The sequence below is a fragment of the Paracoccus sphaerophysae genome (genome assembly GCF_000763805.1).
Classification (GTDB): domain Bacteria; phylum Pseudomonadota; class Alphaproteobacteria; order Rhodobacterales; family Rhodobacteraceae; genus Paracoccus; species Paracoccus sphaerophysae.
The window spans coordinates 1-21,022 of sequence record NZ_JRKS01000041.1 but is presented as its reverse complement, the minus strand read 5'-3'; the positions used below and the strand labels follow the sequence as shown (position 1 = coordinate 21,022).

The following is a 21,022-nucleotide window of genomic DNA, read 5'->3' as shown; positions in this document are numbered from 1 at the left end:
GCCTTACCCCCGCATCGCGCGATCGATCAGGATCGTCGCGAACAGCGCCGGGATGGCCAGCGCGATGGCGTGGCCGGCCGCGTATTGCAGCCGGTCCTTGCGGTTGCCCCTGGCGCGGCGGGCGCGGGCATCGCCGATCAGGGCACCCAGCACGATGGCGGCGATGACGATCATGGCGCGGGCTCCGGCGATGGCGGCAGGTGGGGGCCTCTGTAGGTCAGGGCCCGGACGGAGGCAAGGCAGCGGGCGCGGGCGCGGACCGGCTGATTCGGACCGGCCCGGCGAAAGCGTGGATGGCGGCGGCGAAAGCGGCCGCCGGATGCGGCCGGCGACAGGTTAACAACCACGGCGGGTGGCCGGCCGCGTCGAGGCGGCAAGCGAACTCGCCGTCATGACTGAAAAGACAGGAAAAGATTCTCAGAAAATGGCTTTTATTCCGCGCCCGGATCGGGCATTTTCCGGTCACGTCGTTAATCCGTGACGTTACGCAGATGCAGTCCCGCGTCTGCGGATGTCCGTGTCCTATTTATGGAGCTCATCGATGACCTTCCATCCAAGCCCCCCGCAGACGCCTTGCGACACGACCTTCAAGGCGATCTACCTGGGCGACGTTCACGACGACCAGTATATCGACAGCTACGAAGGGGTTCCGGGCGCGGAAACTGCCTACACGCTGACCGGCACCACCTTCGGCGGACCGGGCGATGCGCTTGCCGGGAATGTCTTGGACATCACCGTGACCAGCGACGGCAACGGTGACGGCCAGTTCGAGGGCGGGAATTTCTGGGGCAACTACGACACCTTCAAGACGTCCGAGCCGGTCGAGGTCCCGATTCGCGGCACCGATGACGTCAATTATGTCGACAGCTTCCAATTTGACGGTGTGTCGCAGTATGTCGCCGATGTGACCTACACCGACGGCGCCACCGGCAAGGCCACCGTCACCGTGATCCAGGACCACCTGGGCCGGACCTTCCTGGTCCCGAACGAGGACGGGTCGAGCGGCGGTCTGCTGGACCAGCCGATCCAGTCGATCACCCTGGGCAAGGCGATCCCGGATCGCGACAACGACTATAACTGGTGCCCGCCCGACGATCACGAGCCGGTGCCGTGCTTCACCGCAGGCGTGCGGCTGCTGACCGCCAAGGGCCAGCGCCCGGTCGAAAAGATCGCCGTCGGCGATCTGGTGGAAACCGCCGACAACGGGCTGCAGCCGGTGCGCTGGGTGGGTTCGCGGACGCTGGACGCCGTCGATCTGGCCGCCGCGCCGGAACTGCGCCCGATCCGCATCGCCCGCGGTGCCCTGGGCGACGGCCTGCCCAAGCGTGACATCATGGTGTCGCCGCAGCACCGCATGCTGGTCCGTTCGGCCATCGCCCAGCGCATGTTCGGCGCGGACGAGGTCCTGGTCGCCGCCAAGCACCTGGTCGGCCTGGCCGGCGTGTCGGTTGCCGACGACGTCACCGAGGTCACCTATCTGCACCTGCTGTTCGACCGCCACGAGGTGGTCTTTGCGGAAGGCGCCCGGTCGGAAACGCTGTATGTCGGCGCCGAAGCCCTGCGCAGCGTCGGCGAAGCCGCCCGCGCCGAAATCCTCGCGCTGTTCCCGCAGCTGGCCCAGGGCGCGGACACCGCTGGTGCGCGGATGTTCCTGACCGGCCGTCAGGGCCGCGATCTGGCCGCGCAGCACGCCGGCGTCGCGCTGCAGTAACGCCGTCCGGGCCCGGTCGGGCCCGATCCGAGCCAAGCGAAACGGGGTCCCTTCGGGGCCCCGTTTTCTTATGTCAAAGCGGCGGGGGTTGAACACCGGGCCGCGCGGCACTACGACTCAAGACAACACGACATCGGAGGGCGTTGCGACATGACGCCCAAGCGTCCCGCGGGTGCGGACGCGTTCCCGGGGCCAGCGGTCGAGCGGTCCGCCACCCGCCAGCCCGACGAATCGTCGCTGTATGCGGCGCTCGATCTGGGCACCAACAGTTGCCGGATGCTGATCGCCCGTCCCACGGGCAGTCAGTTCCAGGTGATCGACAGCTTCTCGAAGCCGGTCCAGCTTGGGCTCGGCCTGGAAGCGTCCGGCCGTCTGTCCCGTCAGTCGATGGCGCGGACGGTGCATGCGCTTCAGGTCTGCCGGCGCAAGCTGGAAACCCACGGCGTCCAGCGGATGCGGCTGGTCGCGACCGAGGCCTGCCGCCGCGCCCGCAACAGCCGCGATTTCCTGCGCATGATCCGGCGCGAAACCGGCCTGCCAGTCGAGATCATCGCCGCCGAGGAAGAGGCGCGGCTGGCGGTGATCTCCTGCGCGCCGCTGGTCAGCCTGCGCACCGAACAGCTGCTGGTCGTGGATATCGGCGGCGGCTCGACCGAACTGGTGTGGATCGACCTCCGCGACGTCGAGCCGGCCGACCGGCCGCGCGCGATCATGCGGCTGGCCGACAGCTTTGCGCGGTCCGGTCCGGGCGAGGCGCGCGTGGTGGACTGGATCAGCGTGCCGCTGGGCGTGGCCACGCTGCGCGACCAGTTCGACGATGTCGAGGACGACCCGGCCCGGTTCGCGCTGATGAGCTGGCAGTTCGAACAGATGCTGGAAAACTTCACGCCCTACACGACCGGCGCGCGGGCCGACGACAAGTTCCAGATCATCGGCACCTCGGGGACGGTCACGACCGTCGCGGCGAGCCACCTGGGGCTCAAGCGCTATGACCGCACCAAGGTGGACGGGCTGTCGATGACCACGGCGCAGATCGACCGGGTGATCCGCAACTACCTCGACCTCGGCCCCGACGGGCGTCGCGCCGATCCGCGGATCGGCCGCGAACGGCACGCGCTCATCATGTCGGGGGCGGCGATCCTGCAGACGCTGATGCGGGTCTGGCCGACGAACCGGCTGTCGGTGGCTGATCGCGGGCTGCGCGAGGGCCTGCTATATGCACAGATGGTGCGGGACGGGGTGCTGACCCCCGAAGGGCTGAGAGGGGTCGCGTGATGGCTGACGGTGCAGGCAAAGGCGGTGGCGGGTCAGGGGGACCCTCGAGCCGGGCCGGCAAGGGCAGTTCGGGCCGCGGCCAGCGCGATCTGCGGGTGCGGGTCAAGACGGCCAAGGGCCGCAAGCTCAGCTCGACGCTGTGGCTGGAACGGCAGTTGAACGACCCTTATGTGGCGCGCGCCAAACGCGAGGGCTATCGCGGCCGCGCGGCCTTCAAGATCCTGGAACTGGACGACAAGTACGGGTTTCTCAAGCCCGGCGCGCGGGTTGTCGATCTGGGCTGCGCGCCGGGCGGCTGGTGCCAGGTGGCGGTCGCGCGGGTGAATGCGCTGGGCGAAAAGACCGGCAAGCCCGCGGGCACGGTGCTGGGGGTCGACCTGCAAGAGGTCGCGCCGCTGGCCGGCGCCGAGATCCACCAGCTGGATTTCCTCGCCGACGGCGCCGACGAGCAGGTCAAGGCCTGGCTGGGCGGGCCGGCGGACGTGGTGATGTCGGACATGGCGGCGGCCGCGTCGGGGCACAAGGGCACCGACCACCTGCGGATCGTCGCGCTGGTCGAGGCCGCGGCCGAGTTCGCCTTTGACGTGCTGGAACCCGGCGGGACCTTCGTGGCCAAGGTGCTGGCGGGTGGGGCCGAACAGGGGCTGCAGGCGATCCTCAAGCGCAACTTCACCACCGTCGCCAACGTCAAGCCGCCCGCGAGCCGGTCCGATTCGTCCGAGAAATTCGTCGTCGCGATGGGGTTTCGCGGCCGGCCGGACCGAATGTCGGAGAACAGGGCGGACGACGTCGAGGAAGGCCGCGACGGCGGGGCGGTCTGAATAGGACCGGGAGCGGGCGAGGGCAGGTCGCTGGACGGGCCGGCAGGAGATGGCGGGCACGGAATGTCCCGGGCCGCGCGGACCATGCCGGCTGCCGTGCGCATTGGATGAGGTGATGCGCTGGACGCAAAGCCGTGGTGAGTGCCAACAGCGGACGACACCGGTTCCCCCGCAGGGCCTTCTGAGGTGGTGCGCTGCGCTGACCCCCTCAAGGCCGGACGCGGCCGCTCCTCCGGGGTGGGCTGCACGAGGCGATGCGCTGGACGGAAGGTTCTGGCGGCCCCTGAAGAGCGGACATTTACCGGCCGGCTCGGGGGCCGTCCGCGTCATGGCCTCAGGCGGAAGGCCTCCAGCCAGGGCGAGGCCGCCTGACGGATTGGCTGAGACCCGTTGGCGGGCCGAGCGCTGCGCGGGCCCGGGGGTGGAAAACCCCCCCGGCGCGGTCCCGGGGAAAGGAACCCGCCGATGCTTTACCGTGAGGCCGGCGAATTCAAGACGGCGACGACGGCCAGATCTTCCCGCTCAAGCTGGGCCGCCGGGGCGAATGGATCATCCCGGCGGCTGATGCGCGTCGATGCCGGCCCCGAGGCGGCGCTGCACGAGCCGCTTCGGGGCGGAGGAGCGTCTGTAACCCCGGCACAATACCGGCAGGGGATGCCGACCGCCCTGCGCCCCTTCAAGCATCAGGCCGGCCGAAACGCCTCGGCCGTTCGGCCGGTCGCGGCCATGAAGGCGCGGTTCAGATGCGCCACGCCGGTGAAACCCAGATCAGCCGCGATCTGCGCCAGCGACTGCGCCGGGTCGACCAGCAGCGCGCGCGCCCGGTCCAGACGCAGGTCATACATCACATCCAGCGCCGAGCGCCCGAGATGCGTCCGGCAGGCGGCGTCGAGCCCGGCCGTCGAGGTGCCCAGCGCCTGCGCGAGATCGGCGACGGTCCGGCCGCGCCCCAGTTCGCGGCCGGCCAGTTCGGTAAAGGAGTCGAACAGCGACCGGGTCTCACCCCCAGGCCGCGCCGGCGCCCCGGTGTCCGGCGCGCCGGCCATGCGCTGCAGCTCGGCCGAGATCAGCGCGACCCGGCAGGCCGCCGTCGCGGCGGCGATGGTATCGCCGGTGCGCGCGGCCAGGGCGGACAGGTCGGCCGAAAACGCATCGCTCGCCCCCGCGCCGACCACCATCCGCGCCGGCAGCGGAACGTCCAGCCGCTCGGCCATCTGCCGCGGCATCAGCAGCACCTGACCCGCCGCGCCGGGCAGGGGTTGCGTCGCGAAGGCGGTCCCCGCCGGGACGAACACGACGCTGTCCGCGCCATGATCCACCGCCCCGCTGGGCATGATCAGCCGCAGCGTGCCGGCCGTCACCCGGATTAGGCAGTGATCGCCCCGGACCCGCGCGGTGCGCGGCATGCCCGGACGCGGCCCCCCGCCCCAGTGGAAACCATCGAGGGGCAGCAGCCGCAGCCCGCCATCGGGCAACTGCGGGCGGCCCGCATAGGGACGCAGCGGCACCGTGGGGGCGGGCGAGTTTGCCGCCGCCGGCGTCATCACCGGCCCGGTCGGAGCGTGGTCGGGTTCGGGTATCCGCGCGGTCGGCCGTATCAGCGACGCCGCGACAGCGGTTCCAGGGTCCAGGCGGGGCGTCGCTTCTGCGGACATCGGAGAGGGCTTTGGTCCTGTTCTGTGTCTGACAACCAGCTTCCTCACCGAAACATAACAAATGGTTAACCGTTCCGCGGGATCGGGAAAAAATAGCCGATAGGCACACGTTTGCAACTGGCTTGCCAGCCTGGTCCGACCGTCAAACCGCGACGCAGCGCCGTTCCCGACGCGACTGGGGCGCTGCCGCCGTCACCGGCCCCGGCGGGGCAGGGATCAGCTCTCCGGGTCAGAAATGGATCGCGCGCCCATAGGCCGACAGCACCGATTCATGCATCATCTCGCTGAGTGTCGGGTGGGCGAAGACGGTGTGCATGAAGTCTTCCTCGGTCAGCTCGGCGGTCTTGCCGACGACATAGCCCTGGATCAGCTCGGTCACCTCGGCGCCGACCATGTGCGCGCCCAGAAGCTCGCCGGTCTTGGCGTCGAACACCGTCTTGACCAGCCCCTCGGGCTCGCCCAGCGCGATCGCCTTGCCGTTGCCGATGAAGGGGAAGCGGCCGACCTTGACCTCGTGGCCCGCGGCCTTCGCCTTCTCCTCGGTCAGGCCCACCGAGGCCACCTGCGGCTGGCAATAGGTGCAGCCGGGGATGTTGGTCGCCTTGCAGGGATGGGCGTGCTTGCCGGCGATCAGCTCGGCCACCATCACCCCCTCGTGGCTGGCCTTGTGCGCCAGCCACGGCGCGCCGGCCACGTCGCCGATGGCGTACAGCCCCTCGACCCCGGTCTTGCAGTACTCGTCGGTCACCACATGGGTGCGGTCGATCTTGACGCCCAGCTTTTCCAGCCCCAGCCCCTCGACATTGCCGACGATGCCGACCGCCGAAATCACCGTGTCGAAGTCAAGGGTCTCGGTCTTGCCTCCGGTCTCGATATGGGCGGTCACGGTCTGGCCCTTCCGGTCGAGCTTCTTGACCGTCGCCTTCTCCATGATCTTCATGCCCTGCTTGAGGAACTGCTTTTTCGCCAGCCCGCTGATCTCGGCGTCCTCGACCGGCAGCACCCGGTCCATCACCTCGACCACCGTGGTGTCGGCGCCCAGCGTGTTGAAGAAGCTCGCGAACTCGATGCCGATGGCGCCCGAGCCGATGACCAGCAGCTTCTTCGGCATCCGCTTGGGCACCAGCGCGTGCTTGTAGGTCCAGACCAGCTCGCCGTCGGCCTCGAGCCCCGGCAGTTCGCGTGCCCGCGCGCCGGTAGCGAGGATGATCGACTTGGCGGTCAGGTCTTCGGCGCCCTTGTCGGTCTTGACCGACAGCTTGCCGGGGGCGGTCAGCGTCGCCTCGCCCATGATGACGGTGACCTTGTTCTTTTTCAGCAGGTGGCCCACGCCGCCCGACAGCTGCTTGGCGACCCCGCGCGACCGCGCCACCACGGCGTCGAGGTCAAAGCCGACGTCGCCGGCCTTGAGCCCGTAATCCTTGGCCCGTTCCATCATGTGGAACACCTCGGCCGAGCGCAGCAGCGCCTTGGTGGGGATGCAGCCCCAGTTGAGACAGATGCCGCCCAGATGCTCGCGTTCGACGCAGGCGACCGACAGGCCAAGCTGGGCCGCGCGGATCGCCGCCACATAGCCGCCGGGTCCGGCACCGATCACCACCACATCGAATTGCTGCGCCATCGTTATCCCCCAAACATCGCATGTGACGTTTGGTCACAATCGCAGGGTCATCCCGCGTCGGCAAGGCTGACCTTGCCCGACACGAGGGCGCCGTAACCGCCCGCGTTCAGCAGCGCCTGTTCCTCGGGCGTGCTGGGGCGGCCGAGCGCGGCGTTGCGCCACGGAAAGCGGCCGAAGGCGGCGATGGTGTCACGGTGCAGCCGGGCGTGGCGCAGGTTTTCGCCGGGCATCCGCTCGGCGAACAGCGCGACGGCGCGGCGCTGGTCGGCCAGGTCCTCGGCATGCTCGAAGGGCATGTAGAAGAACTGCCGCCCGGGTTCGGGCGTGGCGAGGTCGTGGCCCTGGGCGATCGCCCGGTCCGCGATCCGCAGGGCCAGCGCGTCGGTGGCGAAGGCGCGGGGATCGTCGCGGAACATGTTGCGCGGGAACTGGTCAGTCAGGATCAGCGCGGCCAGCGCGCCCTGCGGCCCTTCGGCCGCCCAGAGCGGGGCAAGTGTCGCGGCGTCTTCCCACGCCGCCAGGAAGCGATCGCGGATGGTCTGGTCCAGGGCCGCGGTCGAGGCGTACCAGCCCTGGGGGCCGACCTCGTCCAGCCAGAAGCGGGTGATCTCGAGCGGAGTTACGGGATCGGTCATGCGGCCTCGTCCTTGGGCGGGGTGGACAGGTTGTCGCCGGCTTCGGCCAGTGCGGTCTCGACGGCGATGGGCGACGCGGTGGGAGTCAGGACGACGAAGTTCTGATCCTGCGCCGGGGCCGCGCGCTGGGTCATCCGCCAGCTCGCATAGGCCGTCAGCCCGGCCAGCAGCGCGGCGATATAGGCCCAGAACCCGTCCGGCCCCAGCACCGCCATCAGCCAGCCGGTCAGGATCGGGCCAAAGACCGACCCGCCGCCATTGATGAGCAGCAGCCCGGCCGAGGCCGCGGCCATGTCGGCCGTGTCCAGCCGGTCGTTGGTATAGGCGATCAGCAGCGCATAGATCGGGTTCGCCACCCCGCCCAGCAGCGCCGCCGCGACCAGATACGCCCAGGCCGGCGTATCGGTCAGGAACACGCTGGCCGTGACCACCGTGCCAAAGGCGGACAGCCCGGCGATCAGCCGCCGCCGGTCATAGCGGTCTGACAGCCAGCCGATCGGGTATTGCGCCAGCAGCCCGCCGATCCAGATCGCCGCGACAAAGGCCGAGATCTCGCGCACGTTCAGCCCGATCTGCGCGCCCCAGACCGCGCCCATCCCCAGCAGGGCCGAGAACACCCCGCCGATCAGGAAGATACCGACGCAGCCCAGCGGCGAGGCGCGGTACAGCCGTGCCATGCTCATCGGGGCGATGGTCTCGAACCGCGGCGCGGGCACCTGCGCCAGCAGGATCGGGGTGAAGGCCACCGACACCAGCACCGACGGGATCACGAACAGGATCCAGCCGCCCGGGTCGCTGACGTTCATCAGCACCTGCCCGGCCACGAGCCCCAGCATCTGGACGATGAAATAGGCCGACATGGCACGGCCCCGGGTCTCGTTCCCGGCGCTGGCGTTCATCCAGCTTTCGGCGGTGATGTAGACGCCGCAGAAGCAGAACCCGATCAGCACCCGCAGCACCGCCCAGACGATCCAGTTCGGCGCCGCGCCATAGAGGATCAGCACCGCCGAGATCAACGATCCGAGCGCCGCGAAGACCCGGACATGGCCGACCCCCTGGATCAGCTTCGGGACCACGAGGCTGCCCAGCACGAAGCCGCCGAAATAGCCCGACATGACGATCGACATCTGGGCGGTGGGAATCCCCTCGATCTCGCCGCGGATGCCCAGCAGCGTGCCCTGCATGCCGTTGCCGACCATCAGCAGCATGATCCCCAGCAGCAGGGGCCAGGTCGAACGCAGGACGCTCAGCATGATTCCTCCGGCAGCAACAGCGACGCGTCGCCATAACTGAAAAAGCGGTATGATTCGTTAACGGCGTGGGCATAGATCGCCCGGATGCGGTCGCGGCCCATCAGCGCCGACACCAGCATCAGCAGGGTCGATTTGGGCAGGTGGAAATTGGTCATCAGCCCGTCCGTGACCCGGAAGGCATGGCCGGGCCGGATGAAGATGTCGGTCTCGCCATCGAACGGGCGGACGGTCCCGTCGGGGCCGGCGGCGCTTTCGATCAACCGCAGCGCGGTGGTGCCGACGGCGATCACCCGGCGGCCCTCGGCGCGGGCGGTGGTGATCGCGGCGGCGGCGGCGGGCGTGACGATGCCGCGTTCGGCGTGCATCCGGTGCTGGCTCACATCGTCGGTCTTGACCGGCAGGAAGGTGCCGGCGCCGACATGCAGCGTGACATGGGCGAACTCGACCCCCATCCCGCGCAGGGCGGCCAGCAGGTCGTCGTCGAAATGCAGGCTCGCGGTCGGCGCGGCGACGGCGCCGGAATGGCGCGCCCAGACGGTCTGGTAATCGGTGCGGTCCTGGTCATCCGGGGCCCGCAGCGCTGCGATATAGGGGGGCAGGGGCATCGCGCCCACCCGCGCCAGCGTCGCGTCGAAATCCTGTCCGGCGCTGTCGAAGCGCAGTGTCAGGCCGGTCTCGGACAGCGCGACGACCTCGGCCGACAAAGCATCGTCAAAGCGGATGCGCTCGCCCGGTTTCAGCTTGCGCAGCGGGCGGGCGAGGGCGTGCCAGTCGCCGCCCGCGGCGGGCTCGGTCAGCGTCACCTCGATCTTCGCCACCGCGTCGCCCTGCGGCGTGGCGCGGGTACGGGTGCCGGCCAGCCGGGCCGGGATCACGCGGGTGTCGTTCAACACCAGCAGGTCGCCGGGGCGCAGAAAGCGGGGCAGGTCGCGGACATGCGCGTCGGCGATCCTGTCCGACTGCGCCACCAGCAGCCGCGCCGCGCTGCGCGGGCGGGCCGGACGGGTGGCGATCAGCCCCTCGGGCAGGTGAAAATCGAAATCGGACAGGCGCATGGGGCCTTGTCGGCGCGGCGCGCGGCCGGGTCAAGCAGGCGCGGCCGGGCCGTCGCGGTCACGTTGGCGCGACCTGCACGACGCTCCAGCGCGGCCTGCGATTGCGGCCCCCCGCCGCGACGTGCAGCCTTTCCAAGCCGGGCCGCTCTGACTAAGGAACGGGGCGAGCAGCCGAGGACCGCCCATGACCCTTCCCGCCATCGCCCCCCAGCCGGGCATCATGGAGATCGCGCTTTACGAGGCCGGCAGCTCGACCCTGTCCGGGCGCAGCGACGTGCTGAAGCTGTCGTCGAACGAAAACCCCTTCGGCCCCTCCGACAAGGCGCGCGAGGCGGTGGCCCGCGCCGCCCACCAGATGCACCGCTATCCCTCGACCGACCACGCCGCGCTGCGCGCCGCCATCGCCGAGGTGCACGGGCTGGACCTCGACCGGATCATCTGCGGCGTCGGGTCGGACGAGATCATCCACTTCCTGTGCCAGGCCTATGCCGGGCCGGGGACCGAGGTGCTGTTCACCGAGCACGGGTTCCTCATGTACCGGATCAGCGCCATGGCCGCCGGCGCCACCCCGGTCGAGGCGCGAGAACGGGAACGCACCACCGACATCGATGCGCTGATCGCCGCGGCCACGCCGGCGACGCGGCTGATCTTCGTGGCCAACCCCAACAACCCGACCGGGACGATGGTGGACCTGTCGGAACTGGAACGGCTCGCCCGCGCCGTGCCGCAGGCGATCCTGGTGATCGATGCGGCCTACGCGGAATATGTCGGCGGAGACTATGACGGCGGGGCCGAGCTGGCGACGCGGCTGCCCAACGTGGTGATGACACGGACGTTTTCCAAGCTCTACGGCCTGGGCGGGCTGCGGGTCGGCTGGGGTTATGGCCCGCGCCCGGTCATCGACGTGCTGAACCGCATCCGCGGCCCGTTCAACCTGTCGAACGTCGCGCTGGAGGGTGCCGAGGCGGCGATCCGCGACCGCGCCCATGCCGAGCACGCGCGGACCGAGAACGCCCGGCTGCGCGGCTGGCTGGCGACGGCGCTGGCCGAGCGCGGCGTGCCCTCGGACAGCTCGTGCGCGAACTTCATCCTCGCCCGCTTTGCCGATGCCACGACCGCGGAGGCCTGCGACGCGGCGCTGAAGGCGGACGGCATCATCGTCCGCCGCGTCGCCAGCTATGGCCTGCCGCATTGCCTGCGGATCACCATCGGCGACGAGGCCTCGTGCCGCCGCGTCGCCCATGTGATCGGCCAGTTCATGGCCGGGCGAGGAGACGCGACATGACCCCGCCGTTCCAGAAGGTCGCCCTGATCGGGCTGGGGCTGATCGCCGGCTCGATGGCCCATGCGATGCGCGAACAGGGTCTGGCCGAGCGCATCTCGGGCCACGCGCGATCCGCCGCGACGCGCGAGACGGCGGCCGAGATCGGGCTGGTCGACGAGGTGACCGAGACGGCGGCCGAGGCCGTGCGCGACGCCGATCTGGTCGTGCTGGCCGTCCCCGTGGGCGCAATGGCCGAAGTCGCGGCCGAGATCGCGCCGCATCTCGCGCCGGGGGCGATCCTGACCGATGTCGGCTCGGTCAAGCAGGCGGTCATCGACGCGGTCGCCCCGCATGTGCCGGCGGGCGTGCATTTCATCCCCGGCCACCCTCTGGCCGGGACAGAACATTCGGGCCCCCGTTCGGGCTTTGCCACGCTGTTCCGGAACCGCTGGTGGCTGCTGACCCCGCTGCCCGATACCGACCCGGCGGCGCTGGACCGGCTGGAATCGCTGATCCGCGCGATGGGCGCCAATGTCGACACGATGGAACCGCCGCACCACGACCTCGTGCTCGCCGTCACCAGCCACGCGCCGCACCTCATCGCCTACACGATGGTCGGCGTCGCGGACCACCTGCGGCGGGTCACGGAATCCGAGGTGATCCGCTATTCCGCGGCCGGTTTCCGCGACTTCACCCGCATCGCGGCCTCGGACCCGACGATGTGGCGCGACGTGTTCCTGCACAACAAGGAGGCGACGCTGGATATCCTCGGCCGCTTCGCCGAGGAGCTGTTCGTCCTGCAGCGCGCCATCCGCATGGGCGACGGCCAGCATCTGCACGATTACTTCACCCGCACCCGCGCCATCCGCCGCGGCATCATCGAGGCCGGGCAGGACACCGCCGCGCCCGACTTCGGGCGCAGCGCCAAGGCCGACTAGCGCAGGCTCGGCAGCAGCGGCGCCGTGCCCAGCGGGACGGGTCCCAGAAAGCTCTGCCCGTCCCGGAAGATCAGCGGGATCCGCAATTCGCCCTTGGCCGGTTCGGGCGGGACAGGGGTGCCGGGGGGCAGGTCCGGCTGCAGCGCCGCGGCCGCACCCAGCGTGGTCTCGACCAGCGTTACCCCTGTCTGCGGGATCGCCCCGGCCGCGGCGGCGAGGTCCAGCCAGCCGCGCGGGTCGGCGGTGTAGACGAAGACCGCCCCCTGCGCCCGGCCCTCGCCGTCGGCGGCGAGGTGGCCGGTCAGCCGCGCCGTGCGGTCGCCCAGCCGCAGCGTGACCCCGTCCGAGGCGAGGCCCACGACCTGCGGCCGCTGAGCCTGCTCGGGCTGCAGCGGCGCGGTCAGATAGACCCGGCCGGTCCCCTCGGCCGACATCGCGCCGGCCTCGGCGATGGCTGGGGGCATGGCGATCACGCCGCCCGGCGTCAGCCCCTCGGCCCGCCCGCTTAGCACATAGCTGGCCCGCGCGGCACGTGGCGCGTCCGCGCCCATCGGCGCCAGCCGCGCGTCCAGATCCAGCGCGGTCAGCAACGCCGTGCCGTCCACCGTGACCGCCCCGCTGGCCGCCGCCGCCCGGCTGATCGCCATGTCGTTGCCGGGCGACACGCGCAGGGTCAGGACCGCGTTCTGCGCCGCGACCTGGCGCGGCTGCCCGCCCAGCGGCACCGTCATCTGCGGCGGCAGCGCCGCGTGGAATTCGTTGGGCGAGGTCGGCGCCGCCCACAGGTCCAGCGCCGGCAGCTGCGCCGTCCCCTGCGGCGTCTCGACCCCGACCTCGGCCAGGCGCAGCCCGACGCGGTCGATCTCGCGCAGGGGCGTCACGGCGGCGCTTTCGATGCGGGGGTCGGCCTCGATCCGGCGCGCCGCCTCGCGCGCCAGCCAGGTTTCCCCGCCCAGCCAGGCGGCGGCCAGCGACCCGGCGATCAGCAGGATCAGGATGAACAACGTCCGCATCGCGCACCGCCTTGCAGTTTCCCGCGTCCGGCCTAACCTGCGCGGGAATGAAAGGGCAAGCGATGGATGAGGGGTTCTGGGTGTTCGGTTACGGCTCGCTGATGTGGGCCCCCGAATTCCCCGTGGCCGAACAGGTCATCGCCCAGGCCGATGGCTGGCGGCGCAGCTTCTGCCTGCGGTCGCTGTGCCACCGCGGGACGGTCGAACGTCCGGGCCTGGTGCTGGGGCTCGAGGAATGGCCGGGCCATGTCTGCACCGGCCTCGCGCTGCGGGTCGAGGATCGGCTGTGGCCCGAGGTCTCGGCCCGCATCCGCGCCCGCGAGATGGTGACAGAGGCCTATCGCGAGACGCAGCTTCCGCTCGCCCTGGCGGACGGGCGGCGGGTCGAGGCGCTGGCCTATGTGATGCGCAAGGACCACGTGCAGTATTGCGGCGAACTGGCGCCCGAGGCGCAGGCCGAGATCATCGCCGGGGCTGCCGGCGGGCGCGGGCCGAACGCCGACTACCTGTACAACACCGTGGCTCATCTGGCTGAGCTGGGGATCCCGGACGATGGTCTGGCGGCGCTGGCCGCGCGGGTGCGGGCGCTGCGGGCCTGAAATTCCTCCGGGTCCCAAGGGCCTGCGCGGCTGGCGGCCTGCGGGGCTGACTGCCCGTGCATACGGCCCTAACGCGGGTCGATCAGCGCGTATTCGTCGGGAAAGCGCGCAAGGTAGTCCAGCATCGGCCCGGCCGCGCGCCACTGGCGCAGCAGCGCCCGCGCCAGCCCGCGGCGGTCGGGCCAGACGCGGCGGGTCAGACCGGCCGCCGCCTGATCGCCGGCCAGCCCGGCATAGGCGGCACGATAGCGCATCGGGACGATCCCGGCCGAGCGGTCCAGCCACGGCTTTTCCGGGCCGATGAAGTGGACCAGGCAGGGATCGGCCATCGCCGTCAGATGCGCCGAGGCCCAGGTGAACTGCCAGTTCCATAGCGGGCTCATCTCGGTCCAGTCGCCGTTCAGCACCCCGTTGATGAGCGCCTGATCGCGGCCCACTCCGGCCAGCCGCGTGCGGGCAAATTCGGCGCAGCGGGCAGGCATGTCCTGCGCGGCCCAGGCTTGGGTGTCGATCATCACCACACCGGCGTTGAAATAGGGGGCCGAGGGGCGGCCGAGCCGGACGTGATCGGGGGTGCGCTTGCCCGGGTTGCGCCACTGGCGATTGTCGCGCACCGCGGCGACGGCGCGGCCGCGCATGTCTGCGCAAAGCAGCCCCGAGGGATCGCCGCGTTCCAGCAGGATGTCGGAGTCGAGCACCAGGATGCGCCGCCAGCGCCCGTGCAGCGCCGCGCCCAGGAAGATCTCCATGTAGGTCGCCAGCGACCGCCGCGCGTCCAGCGGCAGCGCCGTTTCCAGCGCCGGGTTGCGCGCCGCGACATGGCAGATGCCCTGCGCGGCGAGCGCCTCGGGCAGGTCCAGCGGGTCCGGAGAGCCGATCAGCACGTCATAGCCCCGCCCCGGCACCGCGGCGAGTTGCGCGGCCGCAACCCCGGCATAGGGCAGGTAGTTGGCGTCGCAGGCGACGATCACGGCGCCGTCGAATCCTTGGCGAAAGCCCGGGGACAGGGTGGCAGTCATGGCCGCAGCCTTCCCACCCGCGGCGGGCAAAGGCAAGCTCAGCCCAGCGGCGGCATGGTCCGCGACACGGTTTCCACCCCGTTCCATGCGTGGGCGAAGCGCAGCACCCGGGCATCGGCGCCGACCGGCCCGGCGAGCTGCATCCCCATCGGCAGCCCACCCCTCGGCCCACCGCCCGGCCCGCCAAACCCGACCGGCACCGCCACGGTCGGCAGCCCGGCGAGGGCGGGGGGCACCGCGACCTCCATCCAGCGGTGATAGCTGTCCATCGCGCGCCCGTTGATCCGATCCGGCCAGCGCAGCGTCGCGTCGAAGGGCCAGACCTGAGCCGCAGGCAGCGCGATCAGGTCCACATCGCGGAACAGGCGGGCAAGCCGGGCATACCAGCGGGTGCGGATCAGGCTCGCCTCGTGCAGCGCGGCGGTGGTCAGGTCGCGGCCTTGCTCGATTTCCCAGATCATCTCGGGTTTCAGCTGGGCCCGCATGTCGGGATTGGCATAAAGCGCCGCCCGACCGTTGGCGTTCAGGAACGCCCGCAGCGTCATCCACGACTGCCACAGATCCTCCGCTGGCATCGGCGGCGGCAGTGGAACGACGGTCACGCCCAACTCGCGTTCCATATTGCGGAACGCCTGCTCGCACAGCGGCAGGATGCCGTCCTCGATCGCCCAGGCCCCGCCCCAGTCGCCCAGCCAGCCGATCCGCAGCGGCTCGGGCGGTTGGTCCAGCGCCGCGGCATAGCCCTGCGCGGGGCGGCCAAAGGGGATGTCGGCGGCTTCCCCCGCCATCACGTCCAAGAGCAGCGCCAGGTCGCGGACGCTGCGGCCCATCGGCCCCTCTGTCAACAGCGTCGCCATGAAGCGGTCGCCGGGCGCGTCCAGCGGCACCAGGCCTCAGCTGGGACGGAAGCCGTAGACGCCGTTCCACGCCGCGGGGTTGCGCAGGCTGCCCATCATGTCGGACCCGTCGGCGACCGGCAGCATCCGAGCCGCCAGCGCCACCGCCGCGCCGCCCGAGGACCCGCCGGCGCTGCGCGCGCGGTCCCAGGGGTTCAGGGTGGTGCCGAAGACCTCGTTGAAGCTGTGCGAGCCCAGGCCGAATTCCGGGGTGTTCGACTTGCCGACGAAGATCGCCCCGGCGGCACGCAGCCGGGCGGCCATCAGCCCGTCGGCGTCGGGCACGTGGTCCCGGTGGATCGTGGACCCCCAGGTCGTCCGCAGCCCGGCTGTCGCGGCCAGGTCCTTGGGCGCCATCGGCAGCCCGTGCAGCGGGCCGCAAGGGCCGGTCGCCGAGATCTCGGCATCGGCGGCGGCGGCGTCGGCCAGCACCGCGGCGCGCGGGCGCAGGCTGACCAGCGCGTTCAGCGAAGGGTTCACCGCCTCGATGCGGTCGAGGAAGGCCGTGCAGATCTCGACCGACGAGACCTGCCGCGCGGCGATCAGCCCGGCCAGATCGTGGGCGCCCAGATCGGTCAGCGACATGAGGAGACTCCGGCGAGGGCGGTTGCGTCGGGCCAGTCACGGCCGGCTCGCGCGGCAAGTCAAGACGCGCGTCAGTGCAAGGGCGTGCCGACGTCCTGCGGGGCGTGGGACAGCGACTTGACGATCGCGGTCAGCGCCGCGCCGGGGCGGACGCCCAGCTGCGCGGCTGATCGGCGGGTGATCCGCGACAGCACCGCGCCCGCAGGCGTCGCCAGCCGCACCAGCACCGCGTCGCCCTGGGGGTGAACGCCGTCCACCGTCCCGGGTAGAAGGTTCAGCGCCGACAGCCCCTGCGGCACCCCCTGCGCCAGCATCACGTCGGCCGCGGCGATGCGCAGGCGCAGCCGGTCGCCGGGCGCGGCGGGCAGCGTCGGCAGGAACAGCGGCAGGCCGCCCGCGGACAACTCGGTCACCCCGTCGGGGTGGTGCGCGGTCACGGTGGCGAGGATCAGCGCCCCGGCCTCGCGCCCACGGCCGGCAAAGGCGGGGTCGGACAGCACCTCGGCCGCCGGGCCAAGGCGGATCAGCCGGCCCCTGTCCAGCAGCGCGACGGTGGTGGCGATGCGGGCGACCTCGGGCATGGCGTGGCTGACATACAGCATCGGCACCTGCAACTCGTCCCGCAGCCGTTCCAGATAGGGCAGGATTTCAGCCTTGCGGTCATCGTCCAGCGCCGAAAGCGGCTCGTCGGCGAGGATCAGTCCCGGCCCGGCCATCAGCGCCCGGCCGATGGCGACGCGCTGGCGTTCGCCGCCCGACAGCGTCGCCGGCCGCCGGTCCAGCAGCGCGCCGATGCCCAGCATCTCGACCACCACCGCCTCGCGCGCGGGGCGGGCCGTTCGGGGGGCGAACCAGCGGCCATAGCGCAGGTTCTGCCGCACGCTCAGATGCGGGAACAGGCGGCCGTCCTGAAAAATCACCCCGAGGCGGCGGTGATGCGGCGGCAGAAAGACGCCGCGGGCGGTATCGCTCAGCACCTCGCCGGCCACGACGATGCGGCCGTGATCGGGCCGTAGCAGCCCGGCGACGGCGTTCAGCACGGTGGACTTGCCCGATCCCGAGGGGCCGAACAGCACGGTGACGCCGGGCGGCGCCTCGAACGCCACGTCGAGGGCGAAGCCGGCAAAGTCGTGGCGCAGGCGGACCGACAGGGTCACTGGCCGGCCACCCGGCGGGCGGCCTTGCGGGCCAGCCACTCCGACAGGATCAGCGCCGTCATCGCCACCCCGACCGAGATGATCGCCAGCCGCGCCGCCGAGGCCTCGCCCCCCGGCACCTGCAGGAAGCTGTAGATCGCCGAGGGCAGGGTCTGGGTCTGGCCGGGGATGTTCGACACGAAGGTGATGGTGGCGCCGAACTCTCCCATCGCCTTGGCGAAGGCCAGCACCGCGCCGGCGATGACGCCGGGCAGGATCAGCGGCAGGGTCACGGTGGCCCACACCCACGGCGCCGAGGCGCCGAGGCTGCCCGCGGCCTGTTCCAGCCGCGGATCGACCGCCTCGATCGACAGCCGGATCGCGCGGACCATCAGCGGAAACGCCATGACCGCGGCGGCCAGCACCGCGCCGGTCCAGCGAAAGGCCAGCACGATGCCGAACCACTGGTCGAGAAACTGCCCGATCCAGCCGCGGCGGCCAAAGCTCAGCAGCAGGACATACCCGGTGACGACCGGGGGCAGCACCAGCGGCAGGTGGACCAGCCCGTTCAGCAACCCCTTGCCGGGAAAGCGCCAGCGCGCCAGCGCCTGCGCCACCAGCAGCGCCAGCGGCAGGCTGAGGATCGTCGCCCACAGCGCCACCCGCAGCGACAGGCGCAGCGCGGTCCATTCCTCGGGCGACAGCCAGGCAGGCATCGGCTCAGTCGAGCACGACGAAGCCCTGCGCGCGGAACAGCTCGTCCGCGGCGGGGGCGTCGAGCGCGGCGAGGAACGCCGCGTCGGCCGGGTCGGTGCCGTGGGCCAGCCGCGCGGCGGGATAGACGATCGGATCGTGGCTGGTCTCGGGGAAGCTGCCGATGACATGGACGGTCGGATCGGCCGCGGCGTCGGTCGCATAGACGATCCCCAGCGGCGCCTCGCCCGAGGACACCAGCGCCAGCGCGGCGCGGACGTTGTCGGCCTGCGCGACGTGGGGGGCCACCACGTCCCACAGCCCGAGGCTGGTCAGCGCCGCTTTGCCGTACTGCCCGGCGGGCACGGAATCGACCAACGCCATCGCCAGCTTGCCGCCGTCCAGCATCGCCGTCAGGTCCGTTTCCGGCCCCAGTTCGACCCTGGCCGCCGCGGCGTCATGGGCCACCAGCACCAGACGGTTGCCCAGCAGGTCGGTGCGGGTGCCGGGGGCGATCTGGCCGGCCTTCTCGACCTCGTCCATCCATTGCGGCGAGGCCGAGATGAAGATGTCGGCGGGCGCCCCGTTCATGATCTGCTGGGCCAGCGTGTTCGACCCCGCATAGCTGATCGCGACCTGATGGCCGGTCGCGGCCTGGAATTGGGCGGCGATGGGGTCCAGCGCGGTCTTCATCGAGGCTGCGGCGAAGAGGGTCACATCCTCGGCCGCGGCGATGGCGGGCAGCACGGCAAAGGTGATCAGGGGAAGCAGGCGCATGGGGAGGCCCTCTGGTTATGTCGCGTCGAACATAACCAACCCGGCGGCCGGGGCAAGCGTTATCGCCGACCCGTGATAACGAGCCTGCGCCCAAGGGCTGTGGCTCAGTCCTCGTCCTGCCGGAACCGAGCCAGCCCCCGGAACAGGAACGGCGCAACCAGGGCCAGCGTCGCCAGCCCGATCATCACCGCCGATCCGGGGTGCTGCAGGAACACCATCGGATCGCCCTGGCTGATCTGCAGCGCGCGGCGGAACTGGTTGTCGGCCATCGGCCCCAGGATCAGCCCCACGATCACCGGCGCCACCGGATAGTCATAGCGTCGCATCAGGAATCCCAGCACGCCAAAGCCCGACAGCAGCAGCAGCTCGATCACCGAGGGGTTGGCTGCGATGGTCCCCATCGTCGCAAAGACGAGGATGCCGGCATACAGCCACGGCAGCGGGATCTTGAGCAGCTGCACCCACAGCCCAACCAGCGGCAGGTTCAGCACCAGCAGCATGACGTTGGCGATGAACAGCGACGCGATCAGCCCCCAGACCAGCGGCGCATGGGTGGCGAACAGCAGCGGGCCGGGCTGGATGTTGTATTGCTGGAACCCGGCCAGCATGACCGCCGCGGTGGCCGAGGTCGGCAGCCCGAGCGTCAGCAGCGGCACCAGCGAGCCCGCGGCGCTGGCGTTGTTGGCGGCCTCGGGGCCGGCGACGCCCTCGATGGCGCCGTGGCCGAACTCCTCGGGGTGCTTGGACAGCTTGCGCTCGGTCGTGTAGCTGAGGAAAGTCGGGATCTCGGCCCCGCCGGCGGGCAGGGCGCCGATCGGAAAGCCGAAGGCCGCGCCGCGCAGCCAGGGCTTCCACGACCGCGCCCAGTCGGCCCGGCTCATCCACATCGACCCCGAAATCGCCATCGGCTTTTCCGGCGCATAGGCGTGGCGCGAGGCGACGTGCAGCGCCTCGCCGATGGCGAACAGGCCGACGGCCAGCGTGGTGACCTCGATCCCGTCGAACAGGTTCGGCACCCCGAAGGCCAGCCGCGTCTGCCCGGTAAGCTGGTCGATCCCGATCAGCCCCAGCCACAGCCCGAGCGCCAGGCTGGTCAGCCCGCGCAGGGGCGAGTTGCCGAAGGTCGCGGACACGGTGACGAAGGCGATCAGCATCAGCCCGAAATAGTCCCACGGCCCGAACTTGACCGCGACCTTGACGAGGATCGGGGCGAGGAACGCGAGCCCGATGGTGGCGATCAGCGCCGCCACGAAGGACCCGATCGCGGCGGTGGCCAGCGCCGGCCCGCCGCGGCCCCTGCGGGCCATCTGGTTGCCCTCCAGCGCGGTGACGACGGACGCGGCCTCTCCCGGCGTGTTCAGCAGGATTGCGGTGGTCGAGCCGCCATACATGCCGCCGTAATAGATGCCCGCAAACATGATGAGCGAGCCGCCGGGGTCCATCTTGAAGGTCACCGGCAGCAGCAGCGCCACGGTCAGCGCCGGGCCGATGCCGGGCAGGACGCCCACCGCGGTGCCCAGCATCACGCCGATGGCGGCGAAGGCCAGGTTCATCGGCGCCAGCGCGGTGCCGAAGCCGTTCATCAACTGGATCAGCGCTTCCATGACCGCGCGCCCCTCAGAAAAGCCGTTCCAGCGGGCCCATTGGCAGCGCCAGCTTCAGCAGCTTGTTGAACATCAGAAAGATCAACGTGGCGATCACCAGCCCGATGACGAGGTCGGCCAGCAGCGCGCGGCGGCCAAAGGCGCGGGCGGTGAAGGCAAACAGCAGCGTCGAGCCCAGGATGAAGCCCAGCCCCAGCCAGATCGACCCCGACAGCCCGACCAGCGCCAGCAGGATCCAGGCGACGGCGCCCCAGTCGGCCTCGTCGGCCTGCAGTCCCGGCCGCAGCGCCGCGGCCAAGTGCCCGGCGCCGAGGATGGCAAGGAACGCCGCCACGAAATAGGACGCCGCATCCGCGCCCACGCCGTAATTCGAGGCGATGGTCATCGACCGGGCGTCGAACCAGGTCAGCGCGGCGATGGCGAAAAGTCCGATCCCGATGATGGCGGTAGGCCGGTGCAGGCCGCGCTGACC

19 protein-coding genes and 1 pseudogene are annotated in these 21,022 nt (G+C 70.9%); 6 read left to right on the top strand and 14 right to left on the bottom strand.

What is annotated here, in order from left to right; all coding sequences use genetic code 11:
- Window positions 1–3 precede the first annotated feature (3 nt).
- On the bottom strand, window positions 4–174 hold the full coding sequence (locus tag IC63_RS18500; RefSeq protein WP_198026309.1) for a hypothetical protein: 171 nt from the start codon (window positions 172–174) through the stop codon (window positions 4–6).
- Between the two features lie 367 nt (window positions 175–541).
- Between IC63_RS18500 and IC63_RS17520 the strand changes: the two genes are divergently transcribed.
- The 3 genes from IC63_RS17520 to IC63_RS11655 all read left to right on the top strand — a co-directional run bounded on the left by IC63_RS17520 (window position 542) and on the right by IC63_RS11655 (window position 3,807).
- Entirely contained in the window at window positions 542–1,711 is a 1,170-nt protein-coding gene (locus IC63_RS17520; RefSeq protein ID WP_084115794.1) for a Hint domain-containing protein, read from the top strand.
- A gap of 150 nt (window positions 1,712–1,861) precedes the next feature.
- A complete protein-coding gene (locus IC63_RS11660) occupies window positions 1,862–2,986 on the top strand; it encodes a Ppx/GppA phosphatase family protein (RefSeq protein WP_036720548.1) in 1,125 nt (374 codons plus the stop codon).
- Window positions 2,986–3,807 (top strand): RlmE family RNA methyltransferase, encoded by an 822-nt coding sequence (locus IC63_RS11655; RefSeq protein ID WP_052042166.1) that lies wholly within the window; start codon window positions 2,986–2,988, stop codon window positions 3,805–3,807. Before IC63_RS11660 ends, IC63_RS11655 begins: the two co-directional genes overlap by 1 nt.
- 683 nt (window positions 3,808–4,490) lie before the next feature.
- Here the strand turns inward: IC63_RS11655 and IC63_RS11650 are convergent.
- The 5 genes from IC63_RS11650 to queA form a co-directional block, all read right to left on the bottom strand.
- The gene (locus tag IC63_RS11650; protein ID WP_156965455.1) at window positions 4,491–5,462 is read right to left on the bottom strand and encodes an AraC family transcriptional regulator; all 972 of its coding nucleotides are present in this window, start codon (window positions 5,460–5,462) and stop codon (window positions 4,491–4,493) included.
- A 229-nt stretch (window positions 5,463–5,691) separates the two neighbouring features.
- Window positions 5,692–7,083 carry a dihydrolipoyl dehydrogenase gene (lpdA, locus tag IC63_RS11645; protein WP_036720546.1) on the bottom strand — a complete coding sequence of 464 codons (1,392 nt, stop codon included), beginning with the start codon at window positions 7,081–7,083 and terminating at the stop codon, window positions 5,692–5,694.
- Window positions 7,084–7,130: 47 nt separating this feature from the next.
- Window positions 7,131–7,718: a DUF924 family protein gene (locus IC63_RS11640; protein WP_036720544.1), complete on the bottom strand. Its 588-nt coding sequence runs from the start codon at window positions 7,716–7,718 to the stop codon at window positions 7,131–7,133.
- Window positions 7,715–8,971 (bottom strand): MFS transporter, encoded by a 1,257-nt coding sequence (locus IC63_RS11635; RefSeq protein WP_036720541.1) that lies wholly within the window; start codon window positions 8,969–8,971, stop codon window positions 7,715–7,717. The genes IC63_RS11640 and IC63_RS11635 overlap by 4 nt, the downstream gene beginning before the upstream one ends.
- A complete protein-coding gene (queA, locus tag IC63_RS11630; RefSeq protein ID WP_036720537.1) occupies window positions 8,965–10,026 on the bottom strand; it encodes a tRNA preQ1(34) S-adenosylmethionine ribosyltransferase-isomerase QueA in 1,062 nt (353 codons plus the stop codon). The genes IC63_RS11635 and queA overlap by 7 nt, the downstream gene beginning before the upstream one ends.
- 184 nt (window positions 10,027–10,210) lie before the next feature.
- Here queA and hisC point away from each other — a divergent pair, with 184 nt between their 5' ends.
- Both hisC and IC63_RS11620 read left to right on the top strand, forming a co-directional pair.
- Window positions 10,211–11,311, top strand: a complete 1,101-nt coding sequence (hisC, locus tag IC63_RS11625) for a histidinol-phosphate transaminase (RefSeq protein ID WP_036720535.1) — start codon at window positions 10,211–10,213, stop codon at window positions 11,309–11,311.
- On the top strand, window positions 11,308–12,228 hold the full coding sequence (locus tag IC63_RS11620) for a prephenate/arogenate dehydrogenase family protein (protein ID WP_036720533.1): 921 nt from the start codon (window positions 11,308–11,310) through the stop codon (window positions 12,226–12,228). The genes hisC and IC63_RS11620 overlap by 4 nt, the downstream gene beginning before the upstream one ends.
- Here the strand turns inward: IC63_RS11620 and IC63_RS11615 are convergent.
- Window positions 12,225–13,241, bottom strand: a complete 1,017-nt coding sequence (locus IC63_RS11615) for a DUF2125 domain-containing protein (RefSeq protein ID WP_084115792.1) — start codon at window positions 13,239–13,241, stop codon at window positions 12,225–12,227. The two genes, IC63_RS11620 and IC63_RS11615, sit on opposite strands and share 4 nt — an antisense overlap.
- Before the next feature lie 62 nt (window positions 13,242–13,303).
- Here IC63_RS11615 and IC63_RS11610 point away from each other — a divergent pair, with 62 nt between their 5' ends.
- Window positions 13,304–13,840 (top strand): gamma-glutamylcyclotransferase, encoded by a 537-nt coding sequence (locus IC63_RS11610; RefSeq protein ID WP_036720568.1) that lies wholly within the window; start codon window positions 13,304–13,306, stop codon window positions 13,838–13,840.
- A gap of 68 nt (window positions 13,841–13,908) precedes the next feature.
- Here IC63_RS11610 and IC63_RS11605 read toward each other — a convergent pair whose 3' ends face one another.
- The 7 genes and pseudogenes from IC63_RS11605 to IC63_RS11575 all read right to left on the bottom strand — a co-directional run.
- Window positions 13,909–14,859 carry a glycosyltransferase family 8 protein gene (locus IC63_RS11605; protein WP_052042162.1) on the bottom strand — a complete coding sequence of 317 codons (951 nt, stop codon included), beginning with the start codon at window positions 14,857–14,859 and terminating at the stop codon, window positions 13,909–13,911.
- 38 nt (window positions 14,860–14,897) lie between these two features.
- Window positions 14,898–16,340 (bottom strand): annotated as a pseudogene (locus IC63_RS11600) (amidase).
- Window positions 16,341–16,411: 71 nt separating this feature from the next.
- Window positions 16,412–17,497: a molybdenum ABC transporter ATP-binding protein gene (modC, locus tag IC63_RS11595; protein ID WP_036720528.1), complete on the bottom strand. Its 1,086-nt coding sequence runs from the start codon at window positions 17,495–17,497 to the stop codon at window positions 16,412–16,414.
- On the bottom strand, window positions 17,494–18,192 hold the full coding sequence (gene modB, locus IC63_RS11590; RefSeq protein ID WP_036720526.1) for a molybdate ABC transporter permease subunit: 699 nt from the start codon (window positions 18,190–18,192) through the stop codon (window positions 17,494–17,496). The genes modC and modB overlap by 4 nt, the downstream gene beginning before the upstream one ends.
- A gap of 4 nt (window positions 18,193–18,196) precedes the next feature.
- Window positions 18,197–18,946, bottom strand: a complete 750-nt coding sequence (gene modA, locus IC63_RS11585) for a molybdate ABC transporter substrate-binding protein (protein WP_036720524.1) — start codon at window positions 18,944–18,946, stop codon at window positions 18,197–18,199.
- A 104-nt stretch (window positions 18,947–19,050) separates the two neighbouring features.
- Entirely contained in the window at window positions 19,051–20,550 is a 1,500-nt protein-coding gene (locus IC63_RS11580; RefSeq protein ID WP_036720523.1) for a tripartite tricarboxylate transporter permease, read from the bottom strand.
- A 13-nt stretch (window positions 20,551–20,563) separates the two neighbouring features.
- Window positions 20,564–21,022: tripartite tricarboxylate transporter TctB family protein (locus IC63_RS11575; RefSeq protein ID WP_036720521.1), on the bottom strand; the 459-nt coding region annotated here is incomplete at its 5' end.